Origin of the sequence: Affinundibacterium amnicola (assembly GCF_014284275.1) — a bacterium.
GTDB lineage: Bacteria > Pseudomonadota > Gammaproteobacteria > Burkholderiales > Burkholderiaceae_D > Undibacterium > Undibacterium amnicola.
On the sequence record NZ_JACOFU010000005.1, the window covers coordinates 262438 to 284390 of the forward strand.

Genomic DNA, 21953 nt, shown 5'->3' on the forward strand with positions numbered 1-21953 from the left:
CGTCGCCACGTCGACGCTTTTCGCTATTTGTTTTCAGGAAATCCTATGTCATTACAACGCACTTTGTTAGCCGCTGCCGTTTGCGCCGCATTTACACCTTTTGGCGCTCAGGCGCAATCTACCACCACCGTCACCGTATCGGCCAACCCTTTGGGTAAAGAAGAAAGTTTACAAATTTTAAGTCCGACGAAGATTTTGTCTGGTTCGGAATTACGTTCTAAAATTGGTAGCTCACTAGGCGAAACCTTGGGTAGTGAATTGGGTGTTAGTGCTTCTGGATTTGGTGCTGGTGCATCGCGCCCGATTATTCGTGGTTTAGAAGGTCCGCGTGTAAAGATTCTGCAAAATGGCATGTCAGTTGCCGACGTTTCAGGATTGTCTAACGACCACGCGGTTGCCAGTGAAACGGCAAGTTCGCAACAAATCGAAATTTTGCGCGGACCTGCGGCATTGTTGTACGGAAGTGGTGCGATCGGTGGCCTGGTCAACGTGGTCGATGGACGCATTCCGACCAGTTTAAGTAAGCAATTAAATGGCGAATTTGAAGTTAAATATGTGGGCGTGAACTCAGAAAAGAGCGGTTCATTTTTCTTAGATGGCTCCATTAACGACATCGCCTTGCATTTAGACGGCAACAGCCGCGATACCAAAGATTACAAAATCCCTGGCTTTGCGAATGCAAATGGCGAGGGTGATATGAAAGGTCGTTTGTCGAATAGCTTCACGCGTGAACATAGCATGGGATTTGGCGCAACTTTGATTAAGTCATGGGGACATATCGGTGCTTCAGTACAAAATATGCAGGATGTCTACGGTATTCCAACCGAAGAAATGTCCTACATCGATTTAGATCAAACCCGCTTTGATATTGATGCTGCGGTGTTTAAGCCATTCTTTGTATTTGATACTTTGAAGTTTAAATTGGGTTCGACTGATTACCAGCATACGGAAAAGCTGCAAGACGGTACGCCTGCCACCGATTTTAAGAACCGTACTTTAGAAACACGTACTAGTTTGTCACACACCAACTGGAATGGTTGGGAAGGAAGTCTTGGGTTACAAACAGAGCACGCGAATTTTTCTGCTTTGTCTGCTGAAACGGGCCGTGCCGACACCGTACCTACAACGCGTAGCACTTCAAACGCAATTTTCTTAGTTGAGCAAAAGAATTTTGGCGCGATCACTTTGAGCGGCGGTGGACGTATCGAAAAAGTGAAACGCCAACCACAAGCCTCATTCAATTTGCCGCAGCGGGAATTTAATTTACATTCATTTTCTTTGGGCGGCTTAATTCCTGTCGCAAATGGCTATGCGATTGTCAGTAGTTTATCGAGCGCGCAACGAGCACCAACGACCGAAGAACTTTATTCCAATGGTCCGCATGAATCGACGCTGACATTTGACATTGGCGACAATCGGTTAAAGACAGAAAAGTCTCGTAATATCGAGTTCAGTGTGCAAAAAACATCTGGCTTGGTTCAATGGAAGATCAATGCTTTTGTGAATAAAGTTGATAACTATGTGTTTGGTGAAATCGATGGATTGCGCGTCGATGAAGAAGGGGAACACGATCCTGAAGGCGAATTTACGCAGCGTTTCTGGAAGCAAGCAAAAGCGACGATTCGTGGTGGCGAAGCGGAGATTTCGTACAACCAATTCGGTGAAGGATTTTCAATCCGCGGCTTCGCAGATACATCTCGTGGAACACTCGCAGCGCGTGGCAGTTTGCCTTTGCAGCCAGCGAATCGTGTTGGTGCTGATATAGGTTATCGCAGCGGTGCGTGGCGCAACACGATTAGCGTGTTGCACGCACAAAAACAAGATCGTTTAGCTGCGTCTGAAACCTTTGTCACACCTTCATTTACAAAAGTAGATTTGAACGTCACTTATACGCATCCGTATATGAATACGCAGGTCACTTGGTTTGCACAAATAAAGAATTTGCTCAATCAAGATATTCGTTTGGCGACATCGGTTCTTAGAGAAACCGTGCCACAGCCTATGCGTGGTTTGATTGCTGGCGTACGTGTGAATTTTTAAGTTCCATCGTGGCGACGATTCTGGGTTAATCAATTCGTGTTGACCCAGAATCACTGCCCATGTCAGCCAATTCGCATGAAGATGGATAGGTATTTTTCTCTATTGTTTTTGGTATTTGCTTTGTAGCTAAATGGCACTTCATCTTTGTAGTCTGATAGATAATCAGGTTTGGTTTTGCGCAGCGTGCTCTTTGAACTCGACGAATAAGTTGTTTAATATCAGTTCTTGATACAAAATTTTTCAAATGAACTTTGTTTTCCGGTATTGTAAGTGAGCAAAATTGTTCGATTTCCGACTATACTTCGAGTAAGTCATGAAATATTGATTTAAAGCAGTTAAATGAGTGGTGCGGATAAGTTTGTTTAAAACGTTTATTCGCCAAAGTTTTTGCATTACTTAATCAATAGTTAGGTTGCCGTGGGGATTTTTAAGCTTTTCGGAAAGAAGCCAGGTCGTGAAGAGCCAACAAGCTCAGACAAACCTGCTTCAAAGAAAACTCGAGTGAAGGGTCAAAATACCGTCATTGGACAAGTCCAGGATGACGAAGCATTGACACATGCCTTGACCGAGAAAAAGCATATTGCGCGCGCCACCGAAAGAAAAATCGACGCGATTGAATTTGAGATGTCGCGTGATATGGGAAGACCAAAGTCGGTCGCTTCCAAAACTGCCAACGATGGTCCATTGACCCGTACCGCACCAAATCAGTTTCATACCGATTTTGTTGCGACTGATTTTCAGAGCACAGTCGCATTGAGTATGCAAACGACCGAATTAATTCTGGGACAAACCGATTTACAAGCCGCCCCTATGGCGCAAATTGAGTCTGTACCTTTGCTCGAAGAAGCAGCCATTCTTTTTGCGACTGGCCAAACCAAGGTCGCTGAGCATATGCTGCGCAGTGCGATTGATCTCGACAATCTGGGAACCGCAACTTCATTAGCTTGGTTTATGTTGTTCGATCTTTATCAGATTGAACAGAATCAGTATGCCTTCGAAAGTCTTTCATTAGATTATGCTGGCAAGTATGAAACCTCGCCGCCAATCTGGCGAAATTCTGATGCCAATAAAGACGCGCCAGCGAGCAAAGACGAAAGTGCTGTTCCTAGCCTGACTTTCCCATCGAAGCTTGATGGTGAAATTATTAAGCTGCTGCAAAAGCTGAATGGATTCAGCGAAAACAGCAAGGTATTGAAGCTTGATTTTGGCAGGGTGAAAACGGTTGATCCAGTTGGTTGCGGCTTATTATTGCGCGCTATTCGTAATTTACAAAAAACCAAGCACGACTTGGTGCTCGTCGCTGCGCAAAATCTGACCGAGCAAATTCGATCGATTCTTGAAGTTGGCCGTCGTGATGAGACCGAGGCACCTTGGTTGTTATTGCTTGAGATACTGCAATTGCTACAGTTGAAAGAAGTTTTTGAAGAAGCCAGTATTGATTATTGTGTGACTTTTGAAGTTTCGCCTCCGGCTTATGAAGCGCCAACGAATAAAGTCACGACGGCCGTCCCAGAACCTGTTTCGGAAGAAGACAACTCGGATCGTTTTCTGATGCCAAAATCAATCGAAGGTAGCACCGATGCATTGGTCAAGCAGATCGCCGCATTTGCTAAAGATCATCAGCTAATTATTCTTGATTGTTCTCAGCTTGAACGTGTTGAATTTGGTGCGTCCGCGCAATTATTGAATGGTTTAGTGCCAATTTCTAGCAGTAAAGATAAGTCCATCCAGTTTCATGAAGTGAATTATCTGGTCATGCATTTGTTCAATGCGATGGGTTTGAAAAATGTCGCGGCGATCTTCCCCCGCAAGCAATCTTAATTTGATTCCGCTCGCGCCAGTCTTGTAATTGGCAGAAAACACCCCATTTCCTTATTTCTCAGCGCTTTAGACTTACTTCTGAGGCAGCTTTCGCCTATGCTTTTATGCGGCGGCAATTCAACGAGGACATTATGGAACAATTTCACGGCACCACGATTCTGACGGTACGCAGAGGTAATGTGGTGGCATTGGGTGGTGACGGCCAAGTCACTTTGGGGAATATTGTGATGAAGGGAACTGCCCGTAAGGTGCGTAAGCTTTATCACAATAAAGTGTTAGCAGGCTTCGCCGGCGGCACTGCAGATGCATTTACTTTGATTGAGCGCTTTGAATCGAAGTTGGAAAAACATCAAGGGCATTTGATGCGCGCATCGGTTGAGTTGGCAAAAGACTGGCGTACTGATCGTATGTTGCGTCGTCTTGAGGCAATGCTGCTGGTTGCGGACAAAGACACCACGCTGGTAATCACTGGTAATGGTGATGTTCTGGAGCCAAATGATGGCATCGGTGCGATAGGTTCAGGCGGTACATTTGCCCAGTCTGCGGCGATCGCCTTGTATCAAAACACCGATTTGTCACCCATTGATATCGTGAAGAAATCGCTGACAATTGCTGGAGAGCTTTGTATTTACACCAATCTCTCACACACGATAGAGACTTTAGAATAAGCAGCACATCCGAAACTGAGATCAAGATGATGAATATGACCCCGCAGGAAATTGTTTCCGAATTAGATAAACATGTTGTTGGCCAAGACAAAGCCAAGCGCGCCGTAGCAATCGCTTTGCGTAATCGTTGGCGTCGTCAGCAAGTGGCTGAGCCTTTGCGCTATGAAATTACGCCTAAAAATATTTTGATGATAGGCCCGACCGGTGTCGGTAAAACGGAAATTGCTCGCCGCCTAGCAAAATTAGCTGACGCACCATTTATCAAGATTGAAGCGACCAAGTTTACCGAAGTTGGTTACGTTGGACGTGATGTCGATACCATCATTCGTGATCTGGTTGACATCGGTATCAAGCAAACGCGCGAAGCAGCGATGCGTAAAGTCAGAACACGTGCTGAAGATGCTGCCGAAGACAGAATTTTAGATGTTTTGTTACCACCAGCCCGTGATTTCGGCATTGGACAAGACGCAGTTGTTGAGAGCAATTCGACAGATAATGTGACGCGTCAAACTTTCAGAAAGCGCTTGCGCGAAGGTAATCTTGACGACAAAGAGATCGAGATTGATGTCGCTGAAGCCGCCCCACAAATGGAAATCATGGCGCCTCCTGGCATGGAAGAAATGACTGAGCAAATCAAGTCGATGTTTTCGGGAGTGGGTAGTGGACGTAAGAAATCACGTCGTCTGAAAATTAAAGATGCCTTGAAATTGATGGTCGAGGAAGAGGCCGCTAAGCTCGTCAATGAAGAAGAATTGAAGCAAGCTGCGATTAAAAACGTGGAGCAAAACGGGATCGTTTTCTTAGACGAAATTGATAAGATTGCATCGCGTTCAGAATCTGGTAGTGCAGAGGTTTCGCGTGCTGGTGTGCAGAGAGATTTGCTGCCACTGGTCGAAGGAACCACCGTCAATACGAAGTTTGGTATGATCAAGACCGATCATATTTTGTTTATCGCATCGGGTGCTTTTCATTTCGCTAAACCTTCTGATTTGATTCCTGAATTGCAAGGTCGTTTTCCGATTCGGGTGGAGTTGGAATCTTTATCGATTGCCGATTTTGAATGTATCTTGACCAGTACCGATGCTTGCTTGACACGCCAGTACGAGGCGCTGCTGGCGACCGAAGGTGTGAAGATCGAATTCCTGCCAGAAGGCATACAACGTCTGGCTGGTATCGCTTATTCCGTTAATGAAACGACAGAAAACATCGGCGCGCGTCGTTTGTATACTGTCATGGAAAAATTGTTGGAAGAGATCTCATTTGACGCGCATCAAAATAGTGGCAAGACCGTGGTGATTGATGCCGCTTATGTAGAACAGCGTTTGCAAGCATTATCCGTTAATGAAGATTTATCGCGTTATGTGTTGTAACTTAATCAGCTTAGATTGATGAAGGAAGGCGGAGAGCAGGATGGCAAACAAGACTTTAGGCACGCGTCAAAAACTAGTGTTTCGTCTTGATCCTGCTCAGGCTAAACCACGTAATCCTGTTGCGGTCTTGGCGAAACGTGGTGGTGCTGGCAGTCATCAGAAAAATGCTGCGACATTACGACAAGCGCAGAAACAAGCCTTAAAGAAATTGCCAATCGATACTGAACAGGATTAAACTTCAGCAACATATTGCGTCATTGCAATACGAACTAAAAACCGGAGTCCACTATGTCAGGCTGTAGAAAGCGTAAATGCTTGAATAAGTTTCGGCGCCCTTTGCGTAGACGCGATATGTTGACGCGGATGTTGGTTGATCTTGGTATGACATATGCCGAATCCTTCGGTGGTCTCAAAGCGATTGCCTTTTTGCGCGAAAAAAATGTCCCCGAGCCTGTGATTGCCCGGGTCATCGGCGATGACTATCCCTTATATTGACTCCATCTTTGCGTTGCGTGATAGTAGGCGCTCTATCATGTCACGTGCTGCTACCTGTTCAAATAAGACGCTGGCGACCGCCTCTGTAATTGGCATATCAATCTTTAATTCCTGCGCCAGTGCTTTGACCGCTTGCGCACAGCGCACACCTTCCGCGACATGACCTAATTCTTGGATGATCGTTTCTAAGGATTTTCCTTCTGCTAGTGCCAAACCGACTTTGCGGTTGCGTGACAAATTACCAGTGCAGGTCAAAATGAGATCACCAACACCTGTCAGTCCCATTAGGGTTTCCAAGCGACCACCGAGCGCAGTACAAAGTCGGCTAATCTCTGCTAAACCACGCGTCATTAACGCGGCTCGTGCGTTTAATCCTAAGCCCAAACCATCTGCGACCCCAGTAGCAATCGCCAGAATATTTTTGACGGCTCCACCAACTTCGACACCGACTACATCGTCACTGGAATAGATTCGTAAGTTAGGGCTATGCGCTGCATCCACCACGATCTGGCAAAGTTCAGCTGAGCTTGAGGCGATGGTTAAAGCGCAAGGCAAGCCTTGTGCTACCTCTTGCGCAAAGGATGGACCTGATAAGGCGCCAGCAGGAATCTGATCGCCTAATTCTTGCTTCACCACTTGATGTGGGAGTAAACGACTAGTCTCTTCAAAACCCTTGCACAACCATACGACATTTTTTAATGGATAAGATTTGCATTGCTGTAGGATGGGACGTAAACCTGATACTGAACTGGCGATAATCAATAAGCCGTCATCAAGCACATGGCGTAGTGCTAAATCAAAATCAGCACTCGCTTGTAAATTCTCTGGCAGTGGGAAACCAGGCAAATAATGCTGATTTTCACGTGCTATTTGCGCAGCCTCCATGGCGGATTGATTGCGTCCCCACAGGATCACCTGATTTTTGCTAGCAAGTGAAATAGCTAAAGCTGTACCCCAGGCGCCAGCGCCGAGAACGGTAATTTTCATCATCAACCTATTTATTTGCTTGAATTAGTACAGAAGGAAGATTAAGTCAGTGCTGCGATTACTACAGTCCCCACACTTCGCTGGTGCGGACGAAACCAGTTTGACCATCACGGTGTTTGACTTTAACCCACGCACCTATCGCAGGTTCCGCCATTTCTAATAGAACGTGTTTATCGGCGCTGAACGTCATCGTGGCAGATTCTTCGGGCGCAACACGAATTCTTGCTGTCGCCGTTTTTACCACTAGATTGCGTCGTGGGATCAAATCTTTGGCTTCGACCCAACTTAAATCACCGTTCATATCACGAACTCGGCACCAGGCGCCTGAGGTTAAGATGATTTCTACGGGCATCCCAGCAGGTGCGACATAGATTTTCATACCGCGTGCAGATGGTGCGTCATACATAATGATTGGCGCGGCACCAACCGAGCGGAATTCTAACGCGAGGGAAGAAGCGGAGACAGAACTTAATCCTAACAAAACCAGTGTTGATAGTCTGGAGATAAGGCGCATTGCGTAACCCTAGGATGAAGATCTAAAAAGATAAACCCACTAGGTCTGATTTCAGGCTTAGTGGGTTAGTAATACAATCAGTGCTGCATGAGTACTGAATTAGTGCGTCGTTGCAGCTGCGTCAGTATTGCCCGCTTCCGCTGCCAACTTAGCTTGCTCAGCCATGTTCGCCAAACGTTGTTGGTAGAACGCTTCGAAGTTGATTTCTGTCAAATGGATCGGTGGGAAACCTGCACGAGAAATCGCATCCGCTACGTTAGAACGCAGGTATGGATAGATGATATTTGGGCAGCCGATGCCTAACAATGGATCCATTTGATCTTGTGGAATATTGCGTGCTTCGAAGATACCAGCTTGTTTTGCTTCAACCAAGAAAGCAACTTTGTCTTTTACTTTTGCAGTAACAGTCACAGTCACTGTTGCTTCAACAATACCCTCAGCCAATGGCTCTGCGCCTACGTCTAAAGTAACTTCGATGCTTGGCGCATCTTGTTCCAAGAAAATCGCTGGAGAATTTGGTTGTTCGAGCGACAAATCTTTCAGATAGACGCGTTGAATTTGGAAAATTGGCTGCAAATTTTGGTCGGACATGTGAGGCTTTCTTAAAATTCTATAAATTAATCAGGAACAGCTAGCTGCTTACATAGGGACAAATACGTGATATTCAAGCCCCATTCTGTTTGGGCTTGTTTTGCCATGCAAATAAATCATATTTGTGATGCAAGCAAACTAAACAGAATTAGCCTGCTATTGTAGCAAGCACCACCGAAAAACCGCAATCAAAGCCGCTTGTGCACTGCGGTTTATGTTGGATTTAGCAGCGAATCTAGTTTCCCGGCACGGTCTAAGGCTGATAAATCGTCGAAACCACCAACATGTGTTTCCCCGATGTAAATTTGAGGAACCGTACGGCGCCCGGTTTTTTGCATCATTGCCTCACGAATTGCTGGATCGAGATCAACTCTGACCTTTTCGATTTCTTCTACACCTTTGGATTTCAGCAGACGTTCTGCCATCACACAATACGGACAAACTGCAGTGCTATACATTACTACATGCGCAACCATGACCACTCCTTACTTAATTGTTGGTAAGCCTTGCGACTGCCAAGCCGCAACCCCACCGTCTAAACTAAATGCTTTTTCAAAGCCAGCTTTATTCAAAATGGAAACCGCAGAACTTGAACGCACGCCAGTGGCGCAGACCGCGATCACCGCATTTGTCTTGGACTTCTCGATCTCTTTTATTCTTGATTCTAATTCTTTCAATGGAATGTTTTTAGAATTTGGCAAGTGACCTGCGGCAAATTCTTCTACACTACGAACGTCCAGAACCAGTGTTTTGGCCTGATTCATATATTGAGTCGCTTGTAATTGCGAAACTCTGGCACCGCGTCTTTGCAGGCTAGGAAGTAATAAGGCACCGCCAGAAATGATGGCGATGGACAGCAGAAACAGATTGTCGCTAATGAAATTCACAGTTTTCCCGCGTTAAGAATGGTTATAAGTGGTTAAGACAAGCGCCTCATTATAAAATAGAAGGGGAATTTAGTTTTAAACTGTTTGAAAACTGAATGAAATCCCAAGCAAATTCTATCTTGTCCTCTTCAACCCACGTAATTTAAGCAAATATCATGTATAAAATTGTATTGATGCGTCATGGCGAATCCACCTGGAATCTCGATAATCGTTTTACTGGTTGGACTGATGTTGATCTGACTGAAAAGGGCGTGGCTGAAGCGCGTCAAGCGGGCAAACTGTTGAAAGAAGCTGGTTTTACATTTGATTTAGCTTTTACTTCCGTATTAAAGCGTGCGATTCGTACCTTATGGGGTACCTTGGATGAAATGGATTTAATGTGGTTGCCTGTGCAGCACGACTGGCGTTTGAATGAACGTCACTACGGTGCTTTACAAGGCTTGAACAAAGCCGAGACTGCTGCAAAGTATGGCGATGAACAAGTGTTGGTATGGCGTCGTAGCTATGACACGCCACCGAATCCTTTGGACGAAAATGATGAGCGCACTTCATTCAATGACCCACGTTATGCGGGTTTGCAGCGTGAACAGATTCCTTTAACTGAATGTCTGAAAGACACGGTCGCGCGCGTGGTACCTGCCTGGGACGATACGATTGCACCTGCGATTCGCTCTGGTAAACGGATTATTGTTTCGGCGCACGGTAATAGTCTGCGTGCCTTAATCAAAATGTTAGATGGTATTAGTGATGATGACATCGTGAATCTGAATATTCCAAATGGTCAGCCCTTGGTGTATGAATTGGATGCAGATTTGAAACCGATTAAGAGTTATTATCTTGGCGACCAAACAGCCATTGCTGCTGCATTGGCAGCCGTTGCAAATCAAGGGAAGTCGAAATAAACCAATGTTGTTTTCTCCTTTGTCGGGCCAAAAATCAAGCGGCAAACCTGCTTTATCACAACAGATAAAGGCGGTTTGCCTGCTTTGCTCAATCAGTTTATCGATCAGTTTTTGTTTGCTTGCGAATTCTGCATACGCGCAGAGCGCACGTGCGAAAGAAAAGAAACAAGCTGAAGCAAACCGCATTGAATTACAGCAAAAACTCAAGGCACTGAAAAAAGATATTAGCAAAACAGAATCTGCCAAAGAAAAAGCCAGTGATGCGCTGGAAGATTCTGAACAAGCGATTTCCGAAGCGAATCGTTCAATTCGTGATCTACAAATTGAACAGCAAGCAGCGAATGAACGATTGAATCAGTTGATTGCCGAGCAAGCACGTTTAAGCGCGCAGGTAGAACAACAGAAAAAACAACTATCGGATTTTCTGCGTCGTCAATACATGCATGGTGATAGTGACAGAATTAAGTTGTTATTGTCTGGTGATAATCCCAATCGTATTAATCGCGAATTGCATTACATGAGCTATGTATCGCAAACGCAGGCAAAAATGATTGATGCATTACGTACTAGCTTAGAAGAAATCGAAAAGAATAAACAGGCGGCACAAGAAACCAAAGACGAGCTTGATGAAATCGCGCAGGAAGAGCGTGAACATAAACAAGGCTTAGAAAAAGAGAAAAAGCGTCACGCATCGCTGTTGTCGCAACTTGCCAGCAAGTTGCATACACAGAAGAAAGAAGCTGCGAACCTGGAAAAAGATGAACAGCGTTTAAGTAATCTGGTATCGCGCCTAAATAAGTTAATGGAAGAGCAAGCGAAGGCCGAACAGGCTCGTCTGGCTGAGTTACAAAAACAGCGTCAAGAAAAGTTAGCGCAAGAAAAAGCACAACGAGAAAAGAATCAACTTGCTGGTAAGAATGCTAGCAAAGTGACTAAAGAAACCGAAGAAATTAAAGTCAGCAAAGGCATGGCAATTGAACAGACGCCGATTGCGGGAATGTTTGATGGTCGCGAATTTAATCGTCTCAAAGGGCAGTTGTTTCTGCCAGTAAAAGGTGAACTGATCGCCAGATTTGGTACGAAACGCGGTGATGGTCCGAGTTGGAAAGGTCTGTTTATCAAAGCTAGCGAAGGCGCTGAAGTGAAGGCCATCGCGGCAGGTAAAGTGGTATTTGCCGAATGGCTACGCGGTTTTGGCAATATGATCATTTTGGATCACGGTGGCCAATATCTGAGTCTTTATAGCAACGCACAAGCCGTGCTGAAACATGCGGGCGATGTGGTCAAAGCCGGTGACACGATTGCTAATGCTGGCAATAGCGGCGGCAACGAAGAAACAGGTCTATACTTTGAAATGCGCTATAAGGGACAAGTATTTGACCCGATGAGTTGGGTGCGTAAATAGATGCATAAGTTGGTACATAAGTAGTCTGATGAGTAAATGAATTTTGGTGGCAAATTTTGTATTGATAAATTGAGTTCGGTTAAGGCGATTGTAGAAAAATGGGCAGTAAATTAAAAAGTTTAGGCTTGATCGGATTTGGTGTGGTCGCAGGAGTCGCGGCCTCGCTGCAATATTCTGCGCTCGCACAAAAAATGCAAGGTTTGCCTTTGCCATTAGAAAAGCTCAGTGAATTTACAGAAATCTTTGGCATGATCAAATCAGATTATGTTGAACCTGTTGAAGATGAGAAATTGCTCAACGAGGCGATTAATGGCATGGTCAGTGCCTTAGATCCGCATTCAGCTTACTTAGATAAAAAATCTTTCAAGGAGTTACGTGAAGGTACCGAGGGCAAATTTATTGGCTTGGGTATTGAAGTCGCGATGGAAGATGGCTACGTCAAAGTAATTTCACCTATCGAAGACTCACCCGCGTCACGCGCGGGCATTCATCCTGGCGATTTGATTACCCGTATCGATGGCGTTCCCATTAAAGGCTTGAGCATTGATGATGCGGTAAAAAAAATGCGCGGCGAGCCGAACACTAAAATTGATTTGACCATCGCGCGCAAGACGGAAGATAAACCCATCGTCGTCACATTGATCCGCGAATTAATTAAGCAGCACAGTGTGAAAGGGAAAATTGTGGCACCAGGATATGCCTGGTTACGCATTTCTCAATTCCAGGAGCCGACGCTGGAAGACATGGTCAAGAAAATTAATGCCTTGTATTTGGAAGATCCTGCTTTGAAGGGTTTGGTATTAGATTTGCGTAATGATCCGGGCGGCTTATTGCCGGGGGCGATTGGGGTATCTGCTGCTTTCTTACCTAAAGACGTGGCGGTGGTTTCTACCAATGGACAAGTTGAAGACTCCAAACGCACTTATTTTGCCAAACGCGAGTTTTATGCTGGTCGAGTCGGCAGTGATCCTTTAGCAAAATTGCCTGCAGCGGTGAAGCATGTGCCTATGGTGGTATTGATTAATACTGGCTCTGCATCGGCTTCAGAAATTGTAGCGGGCGCTTTGCAAGATTATCGTCGAGCGACCATTTTGGGTACTCAAAGTTATGGCAAAGGTTCGGTGCAAACCGTCCATCAGATCACGGATGAAACAGCGGTTAAATTGACCACTGCACGTTATTACACACCGCTAGGTCGCGCAATTCAGGCCAAAGGTATACAACCAGATTTACGTGTAGAAGAAACCGCCAACGGTGATGGGTTCAATGCATTGCGTTCACGCGAGGCGGATCTGCTCAAACATTTAAGCAATGACAAAGAGGCTGAGGCAGAAGCAGAAGCGCTTAGTGTCGACGAAGTGGAAGAAGAAAAGCGCTTAGTCGAATTAGCCAAGAAAAGTACGCCAGTAGAATTCGGTAGCAAGGAAGATTTTCAATTGCAACAGGCATTGAATCATTTAAAAGGCGTGGCAGTGAAAGTAACGCCTTTGAAAACGATCAACACTGAAACTGCGGCCAATGCGCCTGCGTTTGCTCCTGCCGCTAATCCGAAAACCAATACAAAAAATAACGCGAATAAAAAATAAAAAAATAGCGATTGAGGACCTCCGAAATCGCTGATTTGTACTTACTTCTTGATCATGAACGACAATCAATTACTGCGTTACTCGCGACACATTTTGCTCGATCAGATTGGAATCGAAGGACAGCAAAAAATTCTGGATGCGCATGCCTTGGTCATTGGTGCCGGCGGTCTTGGTTCTCCTGTTGCACTTTACTTAGCAAGTGCAGGAATTGGTCATTTGAGCATCGTTGACGACGACGTGGTGGATCTCACCAACTTGCAGCGTCAGATTTTGCATACAACTGAACGGGTAGGGCAAAGTAAAGTCGCTTCTGCCAAGATGTGTTTGCATCAGATCAATCCAGAAGTGCGACTTGATGCGATCAAAGAACGCTTGGAGGGAGAGCGTTTGCGCGAATTGATTCGTAGCGCGAGTGTGGTTTTAGATTGTAGTGATAATTTTAAAACGCGACATGCCGTGAATGCAGCATGTGTCGAATTTGCAATCCCCTTAGTCTCGGGCGCAGCGATTTCTTTTGACGGACAGATCAGCGTATTTGATACCCGAAAAAAAGACGCCGCTTGTTATGCCTGTTTATTTCCTGCTGATCAGGAAGTGGAAGAGGTGCGTTGTTCTACGATGGGAGTATTCGCCCCCTTGGTAGGAATTATCGGCACCATGCAAGCGGCGGAAGCGCTCAAGATTGTGATGGATTTGGGACAAACTTTAAATGGTCGTTTGATGTTACTTGATGCCATGCACATGGATTGGACTACGATAGCTATTTCAAAAAATAGTGATTGCCCAGTTTGTGGATTAAGTCACACTGAGTCTGGCTTGTAGTGCACCACGTAAGGCATTGCACACAATAATTTCATCTGCCTGTCGTACTTCATCAATACTCAAAGAACGTTCTTGTGCTTGAAGCAGCACATCGTCCAATAATACGCTGCGCATAATACCTGGCAAAACACCATCATTGACTGGTGGTGTAAACCATTGTGATCCGATGCGCACGAATAGATTGCTACGACCACCTTCTGTGACTTTTCCTGCGGAATTTACAAATAAGCTGTCAAACGCTCCTTGTGCTTCCGCGTTCTGCCAAGCCCGATCATACACTGCACGGTGACTGCTTTTATGTGCAAGAAAAATGCTTGGTGTTGTACAGGTCTCTTGGCTGAAAATTAGTGTGACAGGCTCGGTGATCGTGTTGAGCTCGGCATGTTGTAATTGTATGGTTCCGTCATAGCTAAGTGATAATCGTACGCGGTATGACTTGGCAGGGATAAGCTTGGCACATAAATGTTTCAACTGATCTTGAATCGCGTTTTTGTCAAAGTGAAATTCAAAATACTCAGCCGATTTTTGCAACCTGTTCAGATGTCGATCCAAGTGGCGGCATGCTTCTTCCTGGGTTGCGTAAATAGTTTCAAATAAACTGAAATCTGGGTGTAGGCCGGTCAGAAATTTTGCCTTCAATGCACATTCGGCATATTCTTCATCAGCTTTGCTATCAAAGACAATGCCTGCACCAACGCCCATTGTGCCCGTTCGACAGCCATCAGCATCTTGCGCTTGTAAAGCCAGTGTACGAATCGGCACAGACAAGCAGAAATCACCGATGGTTTGCGGTGAAATAGGGGGATCGAACCAGCCAATCGCACCAGTGTAAATACCGCGATCTTCTGTTTCTATTTCACGAATGATCTCCATCGTCCGATGTTTGGGGGCGCCCGTAATCGAACCACAAGGAAACAATGCCGACATCACCGTGTCGAGTTCAAGCTCACGACGTAGTCGCGCAGTGATGCTTGAGGTCATTTGTAGCACGCTGGTGAACCGCTGCACTTCAAACAAAGCTGGAACCTTGACTGAGCCGGTTTCTGCAATGCGGCCCAAGTCATTGCGTAGCAAGTCAACAATCATCAGATTTTCTGCGCGATTTTTAGGATCTTGACTGAGTTGTTTTGCGATCAAATGATCTTGTTGGTCGTCGCCACTTGCCGCGGCCGTGCCTTTCATTGGCTTCGCGAATAATTGCCCTTGTTGATGGCGGAAAAATAATTCGGGCGAGAGTGATAGGATTGCAGCACCATCAGGTAAGGCAATCAAGGCAGCAAATGGAACAGGTTGACGCTGACGCAAAGCTTGATACAAAGCGATGGCCGATCCGTAAGTCTGAAAATGTAATCGATAGGTATAGTTAACCTGATAAGTATCGCCAGCTGCGATATACGCGAGTATTTTCTTAATTGCTACTGTAAATTCGTCTTGATTGACACTCTTACGAATCGCTCGGATCCCGGCAATTTGATGTGCAGATTGCAGCGTTAACCAGCGGCTGACTTCTTGTCTATTCCAGCGCTGACATTGGCGAAATATGAGTAATTGTGAAACGGCCTGCGATAGCTGATGTTCAGGCCGTGCGTTGATCGCCTGTAACTGCGCACCCGTTTCATAATTTAGTATTGCTAGTACAAAATAGCCAGCATCAAGTGCTTGCTGTGCCTGCTTCCAGAGCGGTGCCCATTCTTGCGCAGATCGGCAATATAAATGCTCAACTAAATCAGAATAGAAACGCGAATCCTCAGCCTCGCTTTGCGCATCATCTAATAATGCGAAGCAGTCATGAGCCTGATTGTCGATGGCGTTGAATGGGGGATGGGTTGACACAATACTTAGACGAGATTGGAATCTGGCGTAGTTTACTCGTAGATTGTTATTCTTGCAGCAGGTCGTGCGATTTTTTCTGGATTGTGAATAAAAGTGAAAATTGATGCAAATTAAATAGAAACCTGAAACCAAAATGCGTGAACTGCGTTAGCAGTAGAGAGTCACAATAAACGCGTTATAATGCGCGAACAAAGTGGCTTGTAAACTGGTCTTACAATGCAGTCATTAGACCGCGACTGTTTACAGCTGCGTATAAAAAATGTTTTATTTGGGTTGTCCTGTTCATTCGCTCACTATATTTAAAGCCATGATAAAAAAATCTCCTATCGCCTTGGCGGCATTCCTCGTAGCCCTTGGTACCGCTTCTATTTCTGTATTGCCAGCAACTGCTCAAGCGCAAGCGCCGACGCAAACTGCGGAAGAGAAAGAAAAAGCAAAGAAAGAAGTGATTCGTACTGAATGGTCTAAACCATATATAGAAATTCAAAAACTCATTGGTGAGAAGCAGTACCAAGCTGCAGCAGAAAAAGTCGCGGCCTTGGATGCATCTGAAAAGAAAACAGATTACGAAATTTTTGTCTTAAATCGTACCCGCGCTGCGATTGCTTCTGGCACGGGCGACAATGTCGCATTGGCGAAAAGTTTTGAGGCTTTAATCGGTAGTGAATTCTTGTCACCAGAAGAAAAGTTTCGGTTTATGGAAGGCATGGCCGGTACTTTTTACACTTTGAAGCAATATGCCGATTCACAAGTGTGGACTAAACGTTATTTGGCTGCCAATCCAAGCAATACCATGATGCAGGATTTACTTGTGCAGAATTACTATCTTGCAGATGATTTTGCAAATGCATTAAAAGAAGTAAAAGCGCAAATTGCCAGCGATGAACAAGCAGGTAAAGTGCCAGACGAAAAACGTTTGCGTTTATTGCATGGCGCCGCGACAAAATTGAAAGATATTGATTCCTCAACTCAAGCATTAGAGTTGCTGGTAAAGTATCATGCAACCAAAGAATATTGGGCCGATTTGATGTATCGCTTGATTGGCAAACAAGGTTTTAGCGACCGCTTGCGTTTGGATTGGTATCGTTTGATGTTAGCAAATGACAATTTGGAAGATGATACTCAGTACATGGAGATGGCAGAGATTGCTTTGTTAGCGGGTTTGCCTTTAGAAGCAAAAGTTGTGGTCGATGCTGCTTATAAAGCGGGCTATTTCGGTAAGGGCAAAAATATGGCCAAACACAAGCCTTTGCAAGATAAAGCAAATAAACAAGCTGCAGATGATGCGAAAACTTTAGACGCTGGCGAAACTGCTGCAAAAGCCGCGAAGACTGGTTTAGCCATGACTAACATGGGCTACAACTTTGTCACCTATGGGCAATATGATCGTGGTATCGCTTTGATCGAAGCAGGTTTAGCGAAAGGTGGTTTGAAATATCCAGAAGAAGCGAAACTGCATTTAGGGGTGGCGTATCATAAAGCGGGCAATAAAGCTAAAGCAGCAGAAGTGCTGAAGACAGTGCAGGGCAACGATGGTGCAGTTGAATTGGCACGTTACTGGACTTACATGAAATAAGTTTGAACAAAGCATACAAAAAAGCAGTAAAGATTTGGTCTTTACTGCTTTTTGTTTATGCAGGTCAGCAATTTATTTGATCGGTAAGGCTGTCGTGTTCTTGACCTCTTCCATGACTGCATAAGTATGTGTTTCGCGAACACCACTTAATTGCAGCAAAGATTTACCGAGGAAATCGCGATAAGCATTCATGTCTTTAACACGTGCTTTGACCAAGTAATCAAAACCACCGGCCACCATGTGACATTCCAATACCTCTGGAATAGCTTGCACGCCGCGTTTGAATGCGTCGAACACATCTGGTGTGGTGCGATCTAAGACCACTTCGATGAACACTAATAAAGCGACATCGAGTAAATGTGGATTAAGTTGGGCGGTATAGCCTAAAATGTAGTTTGATTCTTGCAGTTTGCGAACACGCTCCAGGCAAGCTGCCGGAGACAAATTGACGCGCGTGGCAAGTTCTACATTACTGATGCGGCCGTCATTTTGTAATTCGGCCAAGATTCTTTTACTGATTTTGTCTAGCATAAGAAGGCAGTTTTAGTAGTTATTAAATAGTTGTTGAGTAGCCGTCGTATCGTTATTGAGCTGCTTTTAAGTCGCTGTTGAGTACAACTTGCGAAGTGAATAAGTGCTCATTAATAATATTTGGCGGAATTGTCGCACAAAATAGAATATTTCGATATACCTCGGAATTTCCAGAATTAATCCTCGCCAATGATCTATACAATTAAATCATATTTGCTTTTATAAATAAATGATGAATCCTTCCATGAATCCAACTTCAAGCACCACGCCTTTCCAAGCCCTGCAGCAAGAATTGCTAGCAAATTCCTCTGAATTACGAGTCAATATCACTGAAGCCTATCGTCGCAATGAGGCGGAAGCGGTCGCTTGGTTGTTGTCCAATTTGCAGGAAATCCCTGCAGCAAAAAACAACATTCATGAACTGGCGAAGAAATTGGTGAGTTCTGTGCGCCAACAGCGTACTCGCGCTTCTGGTGTGGATGCCTTAATGCATGAATTTTCTTTGTCATCAGAAGAAGGTGTGGCTTTGATGTGTTTGGCGGAAGCTTTGTTGCGGATTCCCGACGCGGCGACTAAAGATCGTTTGATCGCTGACAAAATTAGTAAAGGCGATTGGCGCAAACATTTGGGCGAATCGCCATCCTTGTTTGTGAATGCTGCGACTTGGGGTTTGCTGGTAACGGGTAAATTGGTCAGCACCAATAGTGACCAAGGCTTGGGTTCTGCATTGACGCGTTTGATCGCGAAAGGCGGTGAGCCTTTGATTCGTAAAGGTGTCGACCTCGCGATGCGCATGTTGGGTAATCAATTCGTGACAGGTCAGACGATCGATGAAGCACTGAAAAACAGTCAAGAGAATGAAGCGCGTGGCTATCGTTATTCTTACGATATGCTGGGGGAAGCTGCGTTGACCATGCATGACGCAGCGTTTTACTACAAAGCATACGAAACCGCGATTCATGCGATTGGTAAAGCCTCAAACGGTCGTGGCATCAAAGATGGTCCAGGTATCTCAGTCAAGCTTTCAGCCTTGCACCCACGTTACTCGCGCGCGCAACGTGCGCGTACGATGGAAGAATTGCTGCCATTGTTGAAAAAATTGCTGGTGCTCGCGAAGCAATACAATATTGGCCTAAACATCGACGCAGAAGAAACCGATCGTCTGGAATTGTCTTTAGATTTGATGGAAGCACTGGCTTTCGATAAAGACTTAGAAGGCTTTGAAGGCATAGGTTTTGTGGTGCAGGCATACCAAAAGCGTTGCCCGTTTGTGATTGATTATTTGATCGATCTGGCGCGCCGCAGTGGTCGTAAATTCATGGTGCGTTTGGTTAAAGGCGCATATTGGGATTCTGAAGTTAAACGTGCGCAAGTCGATGGCATGCCCGGTTTTCCAGTCTATACCCGCAAAGTTTACACCGACGTGTCTTACTTGATGTGCGCGCAAAAATTGTTGGCGGTCACGGATGTGATTTACCCACAGTTCGCAACACACAATGCCTTAACCTTGTCGACGATTTACAGCTGGGCGCAAGAAGCGAAAGTCACCGATTACGAATTCCAATGTCTGCACGGCATGGGTGAAACTTTGTACGATCAAGTGGTAGGTGCAGATAAGTTGAATAAACCTTGCCGTATTTACGCCCCAGTTGGATCACATCAAACTTTATTGGCGTACTTGGTCCGTCGCTTGTTAGAAAATGGTGCTAACTCGTCCTTTGTAAATCAAATTGTCGATGAAAAAATCTCGATCGATTCTTTAATTGAAGACCCGATCAGCATTGCGACCAAGCTAGCAGGCAAGATGCATAGTGGCATCAACTTGCCAACGAATCTGTTCGGCAAAGAACGTCAAAATTCAGCAGGTCTGGATTTCAGCAATGAATTGCAATTGCAAAAAATCAGCGCGCATTTCAGCGCATTTAGCCAGCAATCTTTGACAGCGACACCGCTATTAGCTGGTACTGTATCAGCGACTTCTGCACGTTCGGTCTTGAATCCAGCGAACCACAGCGACGTGGTTGGTCAAGTGATCGAAGCTGATGCAAACGATGTACAAATCGCCCTAGCTGCAGCGCAAACCTATGCTGCAGAATGGCAAAATCAAACGTCAGCCGCACGCGCTGCCTGCTTGAGTAATGCGGGTGATTTGTTAGAAGCTCAGACTTTAGATTTCATGGCTTTGGCGATTCGTGAAGCAGGTAAGTCTTTACCAAATGCTTTAGCAGAAGTGCGTGAAGCGGTTGATTTCTTACGTTACTATGCAGCGCAAGTTGAAAATCAGCCGCAAACGCAGGCGTTGGGCCCAGTGGTTTGTATTAGCCCATGGAATTTCCCACTCGCGATTTTCATCGGTGAAGTCAGTGCCGCTTTGGCAGCGGGTAATGTCGTGTTGGCGAAACCTGCGGAACAAACTCCCTTGATCGCGCATCGTGCAATTCAACTGATGCATGAAGCTGGCGTACCAGTCGGTGCTTTGCAATTTTTGCCAGGTACGGGCGAAGTCGTCGGTGCGCAATTGGTGGCCGATAGTCGTGTCAAGGGTGTGATCTTTACGGGCTCGACAGAAGTGGCGCAAATCATTAATCGTACTTTGGCAAAACGTTCGGTTGCGGAAGGCATTGATATCCCTTTAATCGCCGAAACCGGTGGTCAAAATGCAATGATCGTCGATAGTAGTGCATTGCCAGAACAAGTCGTGAATGATGTGCTGTCATCGGCTTTTGATAGCGCCGGTCAACGTTGTTCTGCTCTGCGCGTGTTGTGTCTGCAAGAAGATATCGCTGATAAAACTTTAGAAATGTTGCGCGGTGCAATGCAGGAATTGCGCGTCGGTATTCCAGATCGTTTAGCAACCGATATCGGTCCTGTGATCGATGCCGAAGCACAAAAAAATCTGCAAAATCATATTGACGCGATGCGTACTAAAGCTAAATCGTTCTACAGCTTAGAGTTACCAGCGAGCTGCAGCAACGGCACTTTCGTGGCTCCGACGGTGATGGAAATTAATTCACTGTCTGAATTGACGAAAGAGGTCTTCGGTCCAGTCTTGCACGTCTTGCGTTATCAGCGCGATCAATTGCCAGGTTTGGTTGATGCGATTAATGCGACGGGTTTTGGTTTGACTCTGGGTGTGCATTCTCGCATTGATGAAACCATAGAATTTATCACGCAACGTGCGCATGTCGGCAATATCTATGTGAACCGGAATATCGTCGGTGCGGTCGTTGGCGTGCAACCTTTCGGTGGTGAAGGTAAATCCGGCACTGGTCCAAAAGCTGGCGGCCCATTGTATCTGAAACGCCTGCAACATAATCCGAACATGACGTTTAGCGGCAATACCGTGTACGAGAAACAAGCGCCAGTTGCTTTGGATGCGTTCACCGTTTGGGCGAAAACCCACGGCCACGCCGATGTCGCTTTGTTAGCTGAACAATACGCACGTCTCAATCCTTATAAGATGACGATGTTGTTGCCAGGCCCAACAGGTGAGACGAATACTTTGGCATTCGCTTCCCGCGGCAGTGTGTTCTGTGCGGCCAGCGATGTTGCGACTTTGCTCAATCAAATTGCAGCAGTTCTCGCCACAGGCAATACCGTTGTGCTGGAAGGCAAAACTAAAGCTTTGTTGCCAGCAGATTTGCCGAAGTTGGTCAGTGATGCGATCAGTGTCGGTCCTTCTGAACACGTGCATTTTGCTTTACTTAGCCGTGATATTGCAGCCAACTACAAAGTGGCATTGGCACAGCAAACCGGTGCGATTGTTTGTACTGCAGAGTGTGATGCGAAGACAGAATTGCCATTATGGCGTTTGGTGGCAGAACGCGCTTTGTGTGTGAACACGACAGCTGCGGGTGGTAATGCTAGCTTGATGAGTTTGCAGAGTTAATTTGTTTGAATTGAAAAAAAGCCGCAGCACCTATTT

The 21953-nt window shown here is 45.5% G+C and carries 19 protein-coding genes; 12 read left to right on the forward strand and 7 right to left on the reverse strand.

The window, feature by feature from the left end; genetic code table 11:
• Positions 1–45 precede the first annotated feature (45 nt).
• The 6 genes from H8K33_RS13610 (at position 46) to H8K33_RS13635 (ending at position 6394) form a co-directional block, all read left to right on the forward strand.
• The gene (locus H8K33_RS13610; RefSeq protein WP_186891581.1) at positions 46–2040 is read left to right on the forward strand and encodes a TonB-dependent receptor; all 1995 of its coding nucleotides are present in this window, start codon (positions 46–48) and stop codon (positions 2038–2040) included.
• A 501-nt stretch (positions 2041–2541) separates the two neighbouring features.
• Complete coding sequence (locus tag H8K33_RS13615) at positions 2542–3861, forward strand: STAS domain-containing protein (RefSeq protein WP_222613419.1); 1320 nt, start codon at positions 2542–2544, stop codon at positions 3859–3861.
• A gap of 131 nt (positions 3862–3992) precedes the next feature.
• Positions 3993–4529 (forward strand): ATP-dependent protease subunit HslV, encoded by a 537-nt coding sequence (gene hslV / locus H8K33_RS13620; RefSeq protein ID WP_186891583.1) that lies wholly within the window; start codon positions 3993–3995, stop codon positions 4527–4529.
• 29 nt (positions 4530–4558) lie between these two features.
• Entirely contained in the window at positions 4559–5899 is a 1341-nt protein-coding gene (gene hslU, locus H8K33_RS13625) for an ATP-dependent protease ATPase subunit HslU (RefSeq protein WP_186891695.1), read from the forward strand.
• A 40-nt stretch (positions 5900–5939) separates the two neighbouring features.
• Positions 5940–6134 carry a hypothetical protein gene (locus H8K33_RS13630; protein ID WP_186891584.1) on the forward strand — a complete coding sequence of 65 codons (195 nt, stop codon included), beginning with the start codon at positions 5940–5942 and terminating at the stop codon, positions 6132–6134.
• 53 nt (positions 6135–6187) lie between these two features.
• Positions 6188–6394, forward strand: a complete 207-nt coding sequence (locus tag H8K33_RS13635; RefSeq protein WP_186891585.1) for a hypothetical protein — start codon at positions 6188–6190, stop codon at positions 6392–6394.
• Here the strand turns inward: H8K33_RS13635 and H8K33_RS13640 are convergent.
• From H8K33_RS13640 to H8K33_RS13660, 5 genes are all read right to left on the reverse strand, one after another.
• Complete coding sequence (locus tag H8K33_RS13640) at positions 6386–7381, reverse strand: NAD(P)H-dependent glycerol-3-phosphate dehydrogenase (RefSeq protein ID WP_186891586.1); 996 nt, start codon at positions 7379–7381, stop codon at positions 6386–6388. The two genes, H8K33_RS13635 and H8K33_RS13640, sit on opposite strands and share 9 nt — an antisense overlap.
• Before the next feature lie 61 nt (positions 7382–7442).
• Positions 7443–7895, reverse strand: coding sequence for an SH3 domain-containing protein (locus H8K33_RS13645; RefSeq protein ID WP_186891587.1), 453 nt, complete (start codon positions 7893–7895; stop codon positions 7443–7445).
• Positions 7896–7994: 99 nt separating this feature from the next.
• Positions 7995–8486, reverse strand: a complete 492-nt coding sequence (secB, locus tag H8K33_RS13650; protein WP_186891588.1) for a protein-export chaperone SecB — start codon at positions 8484–8486, stop codon at positions 7995–7997.
• 212 nt (positions 8487–8698) lie between these two features.
• A complete protein-coding gene (grxC, locus tag H8K33_RS13655) occupies positions 8699–8962 on the reverse strand; it encodes a glutaredoxin 3 (RefSeq protein WP_186891589.1) in 264 nt (87 codons plus the stop codon).
• Between the two features lie 9 nt (positions 8963–8971).
• Positions 8972–9373 carry a rhodanese-like domain-containing protein gene (locus H8K33_RS13660; RefSeq protein WP_186891590.1) on the reverse strand — a complete coding sequence of 134 codons (402 nt, stop codon included), beginning with the start codon at positions 9371–9373 and terminating at the stop codon, positions 8972–8974.
• 155 nt (positions 9374–9528) lie between these two features.
• Here H8K33_RS13660 and gpmA point away from each other — a divergent pair, with 155 nt between their 5' ends.
• From gpmA to H8K33_RS13680, 4 genes are all read left to right on the forward strand, one after another.
• On the forward strand, positions 9529–10275 hold the full coding sequence (gene gpmA, locus H8K33_RS13665) for a 2,3-diphosphoglycerate-dependent phosphoglycerate mutase (protein ID WP_186891591.1): 747 nt from the start codon (positions 9529–9531) through the stop codon (positions 10273–10275).
• Positions 10211–11680 carry a murein hydrolase activator EnvC family protein gene (locus tag H8K33_RS13670; RefSeq protein ID WP_246443601.1) on the forward strand — a complete coding sequence of 490 codons (1470 nt, stop codon included), beginning with the start codon at positions 10211–10213 and terminating at the stop codon, positions 11678–11680. Before gpmA ends, H8K33_RS13670 begins: the two co-directional genes overlap by 65 nt.
• Positions 11681–11778: 98 nt before the next feature.
• A complete protein-coding gene (locus tag H8K33_RS13675) occupies positions 11779–13266 on the forward strand; it encodes a S41 family peptidase (RefSeq protein WP_186891592.1) in 1488 nt (495 codons plus the stop codon).
• A 54-nt stretch (positions 13267–13320) separates the two neighbouring features.
• Positions 13321–14088, forward strand: coding sequence for a HesA/MoeB/ThiF family protein (locus tag H8K33_RS13680; protein ID WP_186891593.1), 768 nt, complete (start codon positions 13321–13323; stop codon positions 14086–14088).
• Here the strand turns inward: H8K33_RS13680 and pabB are convergent.
• A complete protein-coding gene (gene pabB, locus H8K33_RS13685) occupies positions 14062–15921 on the reverse strand; it encodes an aminodeoxychorismate synthase component I (protein ID WP_343043824.1) in 1860 nt (619 codons plus the stop codon). The two genes, H8K33_RS13680 and pabB, sit on opposite strands and share 27 nt — an antisense overlap.
• A gap of 307 nt (positions 15922–16228) precedes the next feature.
• On the opposite strand from pabB, the gene H8K33_RS13690 reads away from it, so the two are divergent.
• On the forward strand, positions 16229–17497 hold the full coding sequence (locus H8K33_RS13690) for a hypothetical protein (RefSeq protein WP_186891594.1): 1269 nt from the start codon (positions 16229–16231) through the stop codon (positions 17495–17497).
• Between the two features lie 72 nt (positions 17498–17569).
• Here H8K33_RS13690 and H8K33_RS13695 read toward each other — a convergent pair whose 3' ends face one another.
• Complete coding sequence (locus H8K33_RS13695; RefSeq protein ID WP_186891595.1) at positions 17570–18028, reverse strand: Lrp/AsnC ligand binding domain-containing protein; 459 nt, start codon at positions 18026–18028, stop codon at positions 17570–17572.
• A gap of 232 nt (positions 18029–18260) precedes the next feature.
• On the opposite strand from H8K33_RS13695, the gene putA reads away from it, so the two are divergent.
• Positions 18261–21917 carry a trifunctional transcriptional regulator/proline dehydrogenase/L-glutamate gamma-semialdehyde dehydrogenase gene (gene putA, locus H8K33_RS13700; protein WP_186891596.1) on the forward strand — a complete coding sequence of 1219 codons (3657 nt, stop codon included), beginning with the start codon at positions 18261–18263 and terminating at the stop codon, positions 21915–21917.
• Positions 21918–21953 lie beyond the last annotated feature (36 nt).

Coding starts and splice junctions, on each gene's coding strand:
- H8K33_RS13635 (WP_186891585.1), top strand. CDS start 6,188: ATGTCAGGCTGTAGAAAGCGTAAATGCTTGAATAAGTTTCGGCGCCCT.
- grxC (WP_186891589.1), bottom strand. CDS start 8,962: ATGGTTGCGCATGTAGTAATGTATAGCACTGCAGTTTGTCCGTATTGT.
- H8K33_RS13645 (WP_186891587.1), bottom strand. CDS start 7,895: ATGCGCCTTATCTCCAGACTATCAACACTGGTTTTGTTAGGATTAAGT.
- putA (WP_186891596.1), top strand. CDS start 18,261: ATGAATCCTTCCATGAATCCAACTTCAAGCACCACGCCTTTCCAAGCC.
- H8K33_RS13675 (WP_186891592.1), top strand. CDS start 11,779: ATGGGCAGTAAATTAAAAAGTTTAGGCTTGATCGGATTTGGTGTGGTC.
- secB (WP_186891588.1), bottom strand. CDS start 8,486: ATGTCCGACCAAAATTTGCAGCCAATTTTCCAAATTCAACGCGTCTAT.
- H8K33_RS13695 (WP_186891595.1), bottom strand. CDS start 18,028: ATGCTAGACAAAATCAGTAAAAGAATCTTGGCCGAATTACAAAATGAC.
- hslV (WP_186891583.1), top strand. CDS start 3,993: ATGGAACAATTTCACGGCACCACGATTCTGACGGTACGCAGAGGTAAT.
- H8K33_RS13690 (WP_186891594.1), top strand. CDS start 16,229: ATGATAAAAAAATCTCCTATCGCCTTGGCGGCATTCCTCGTAGCCCTT.
- H8K33_RS13630 (WP_186891584.1), top strand. CDS start 5,940: ATGGCAAACAAGACTTTAGGCACGCGTCAAAAACTAGTGTTTCGTCTT.
- H8K33_RS13640 (WP_186891586.1), bottom strand. CDS start 7,381: ATGAAAATTACCGTTCTCGGCGCTGGCGCCTGGGGTACAGCTTTAGCT.
- H8K33_RS13610 (WP_186891581.1), top strand. CDS start 46: ATGTCATTACAACGCACTTTGTTAGCCGCTGCCGTTTGCGCCGCATTT.
- H8K33_RS13680 (WP_186891593.1), top strand. CDS start 13,321: ATGAACGACAATCAATTACTGCGTTACTCGCGACACATTTTGCTCGAT.
- hslU (WP_186891695.1), top strand. CDS start 4,559: ATGAATATGACCCCGCAGGAAATTGTTTCCGAATTAGATAAACATGTT.
- gpmA (WP_186891591.1), top strand. CDS start 9,529: ATGTATAAAATTGTATTGATGCGTCATGGCGAATCCACCTGGAATCTC.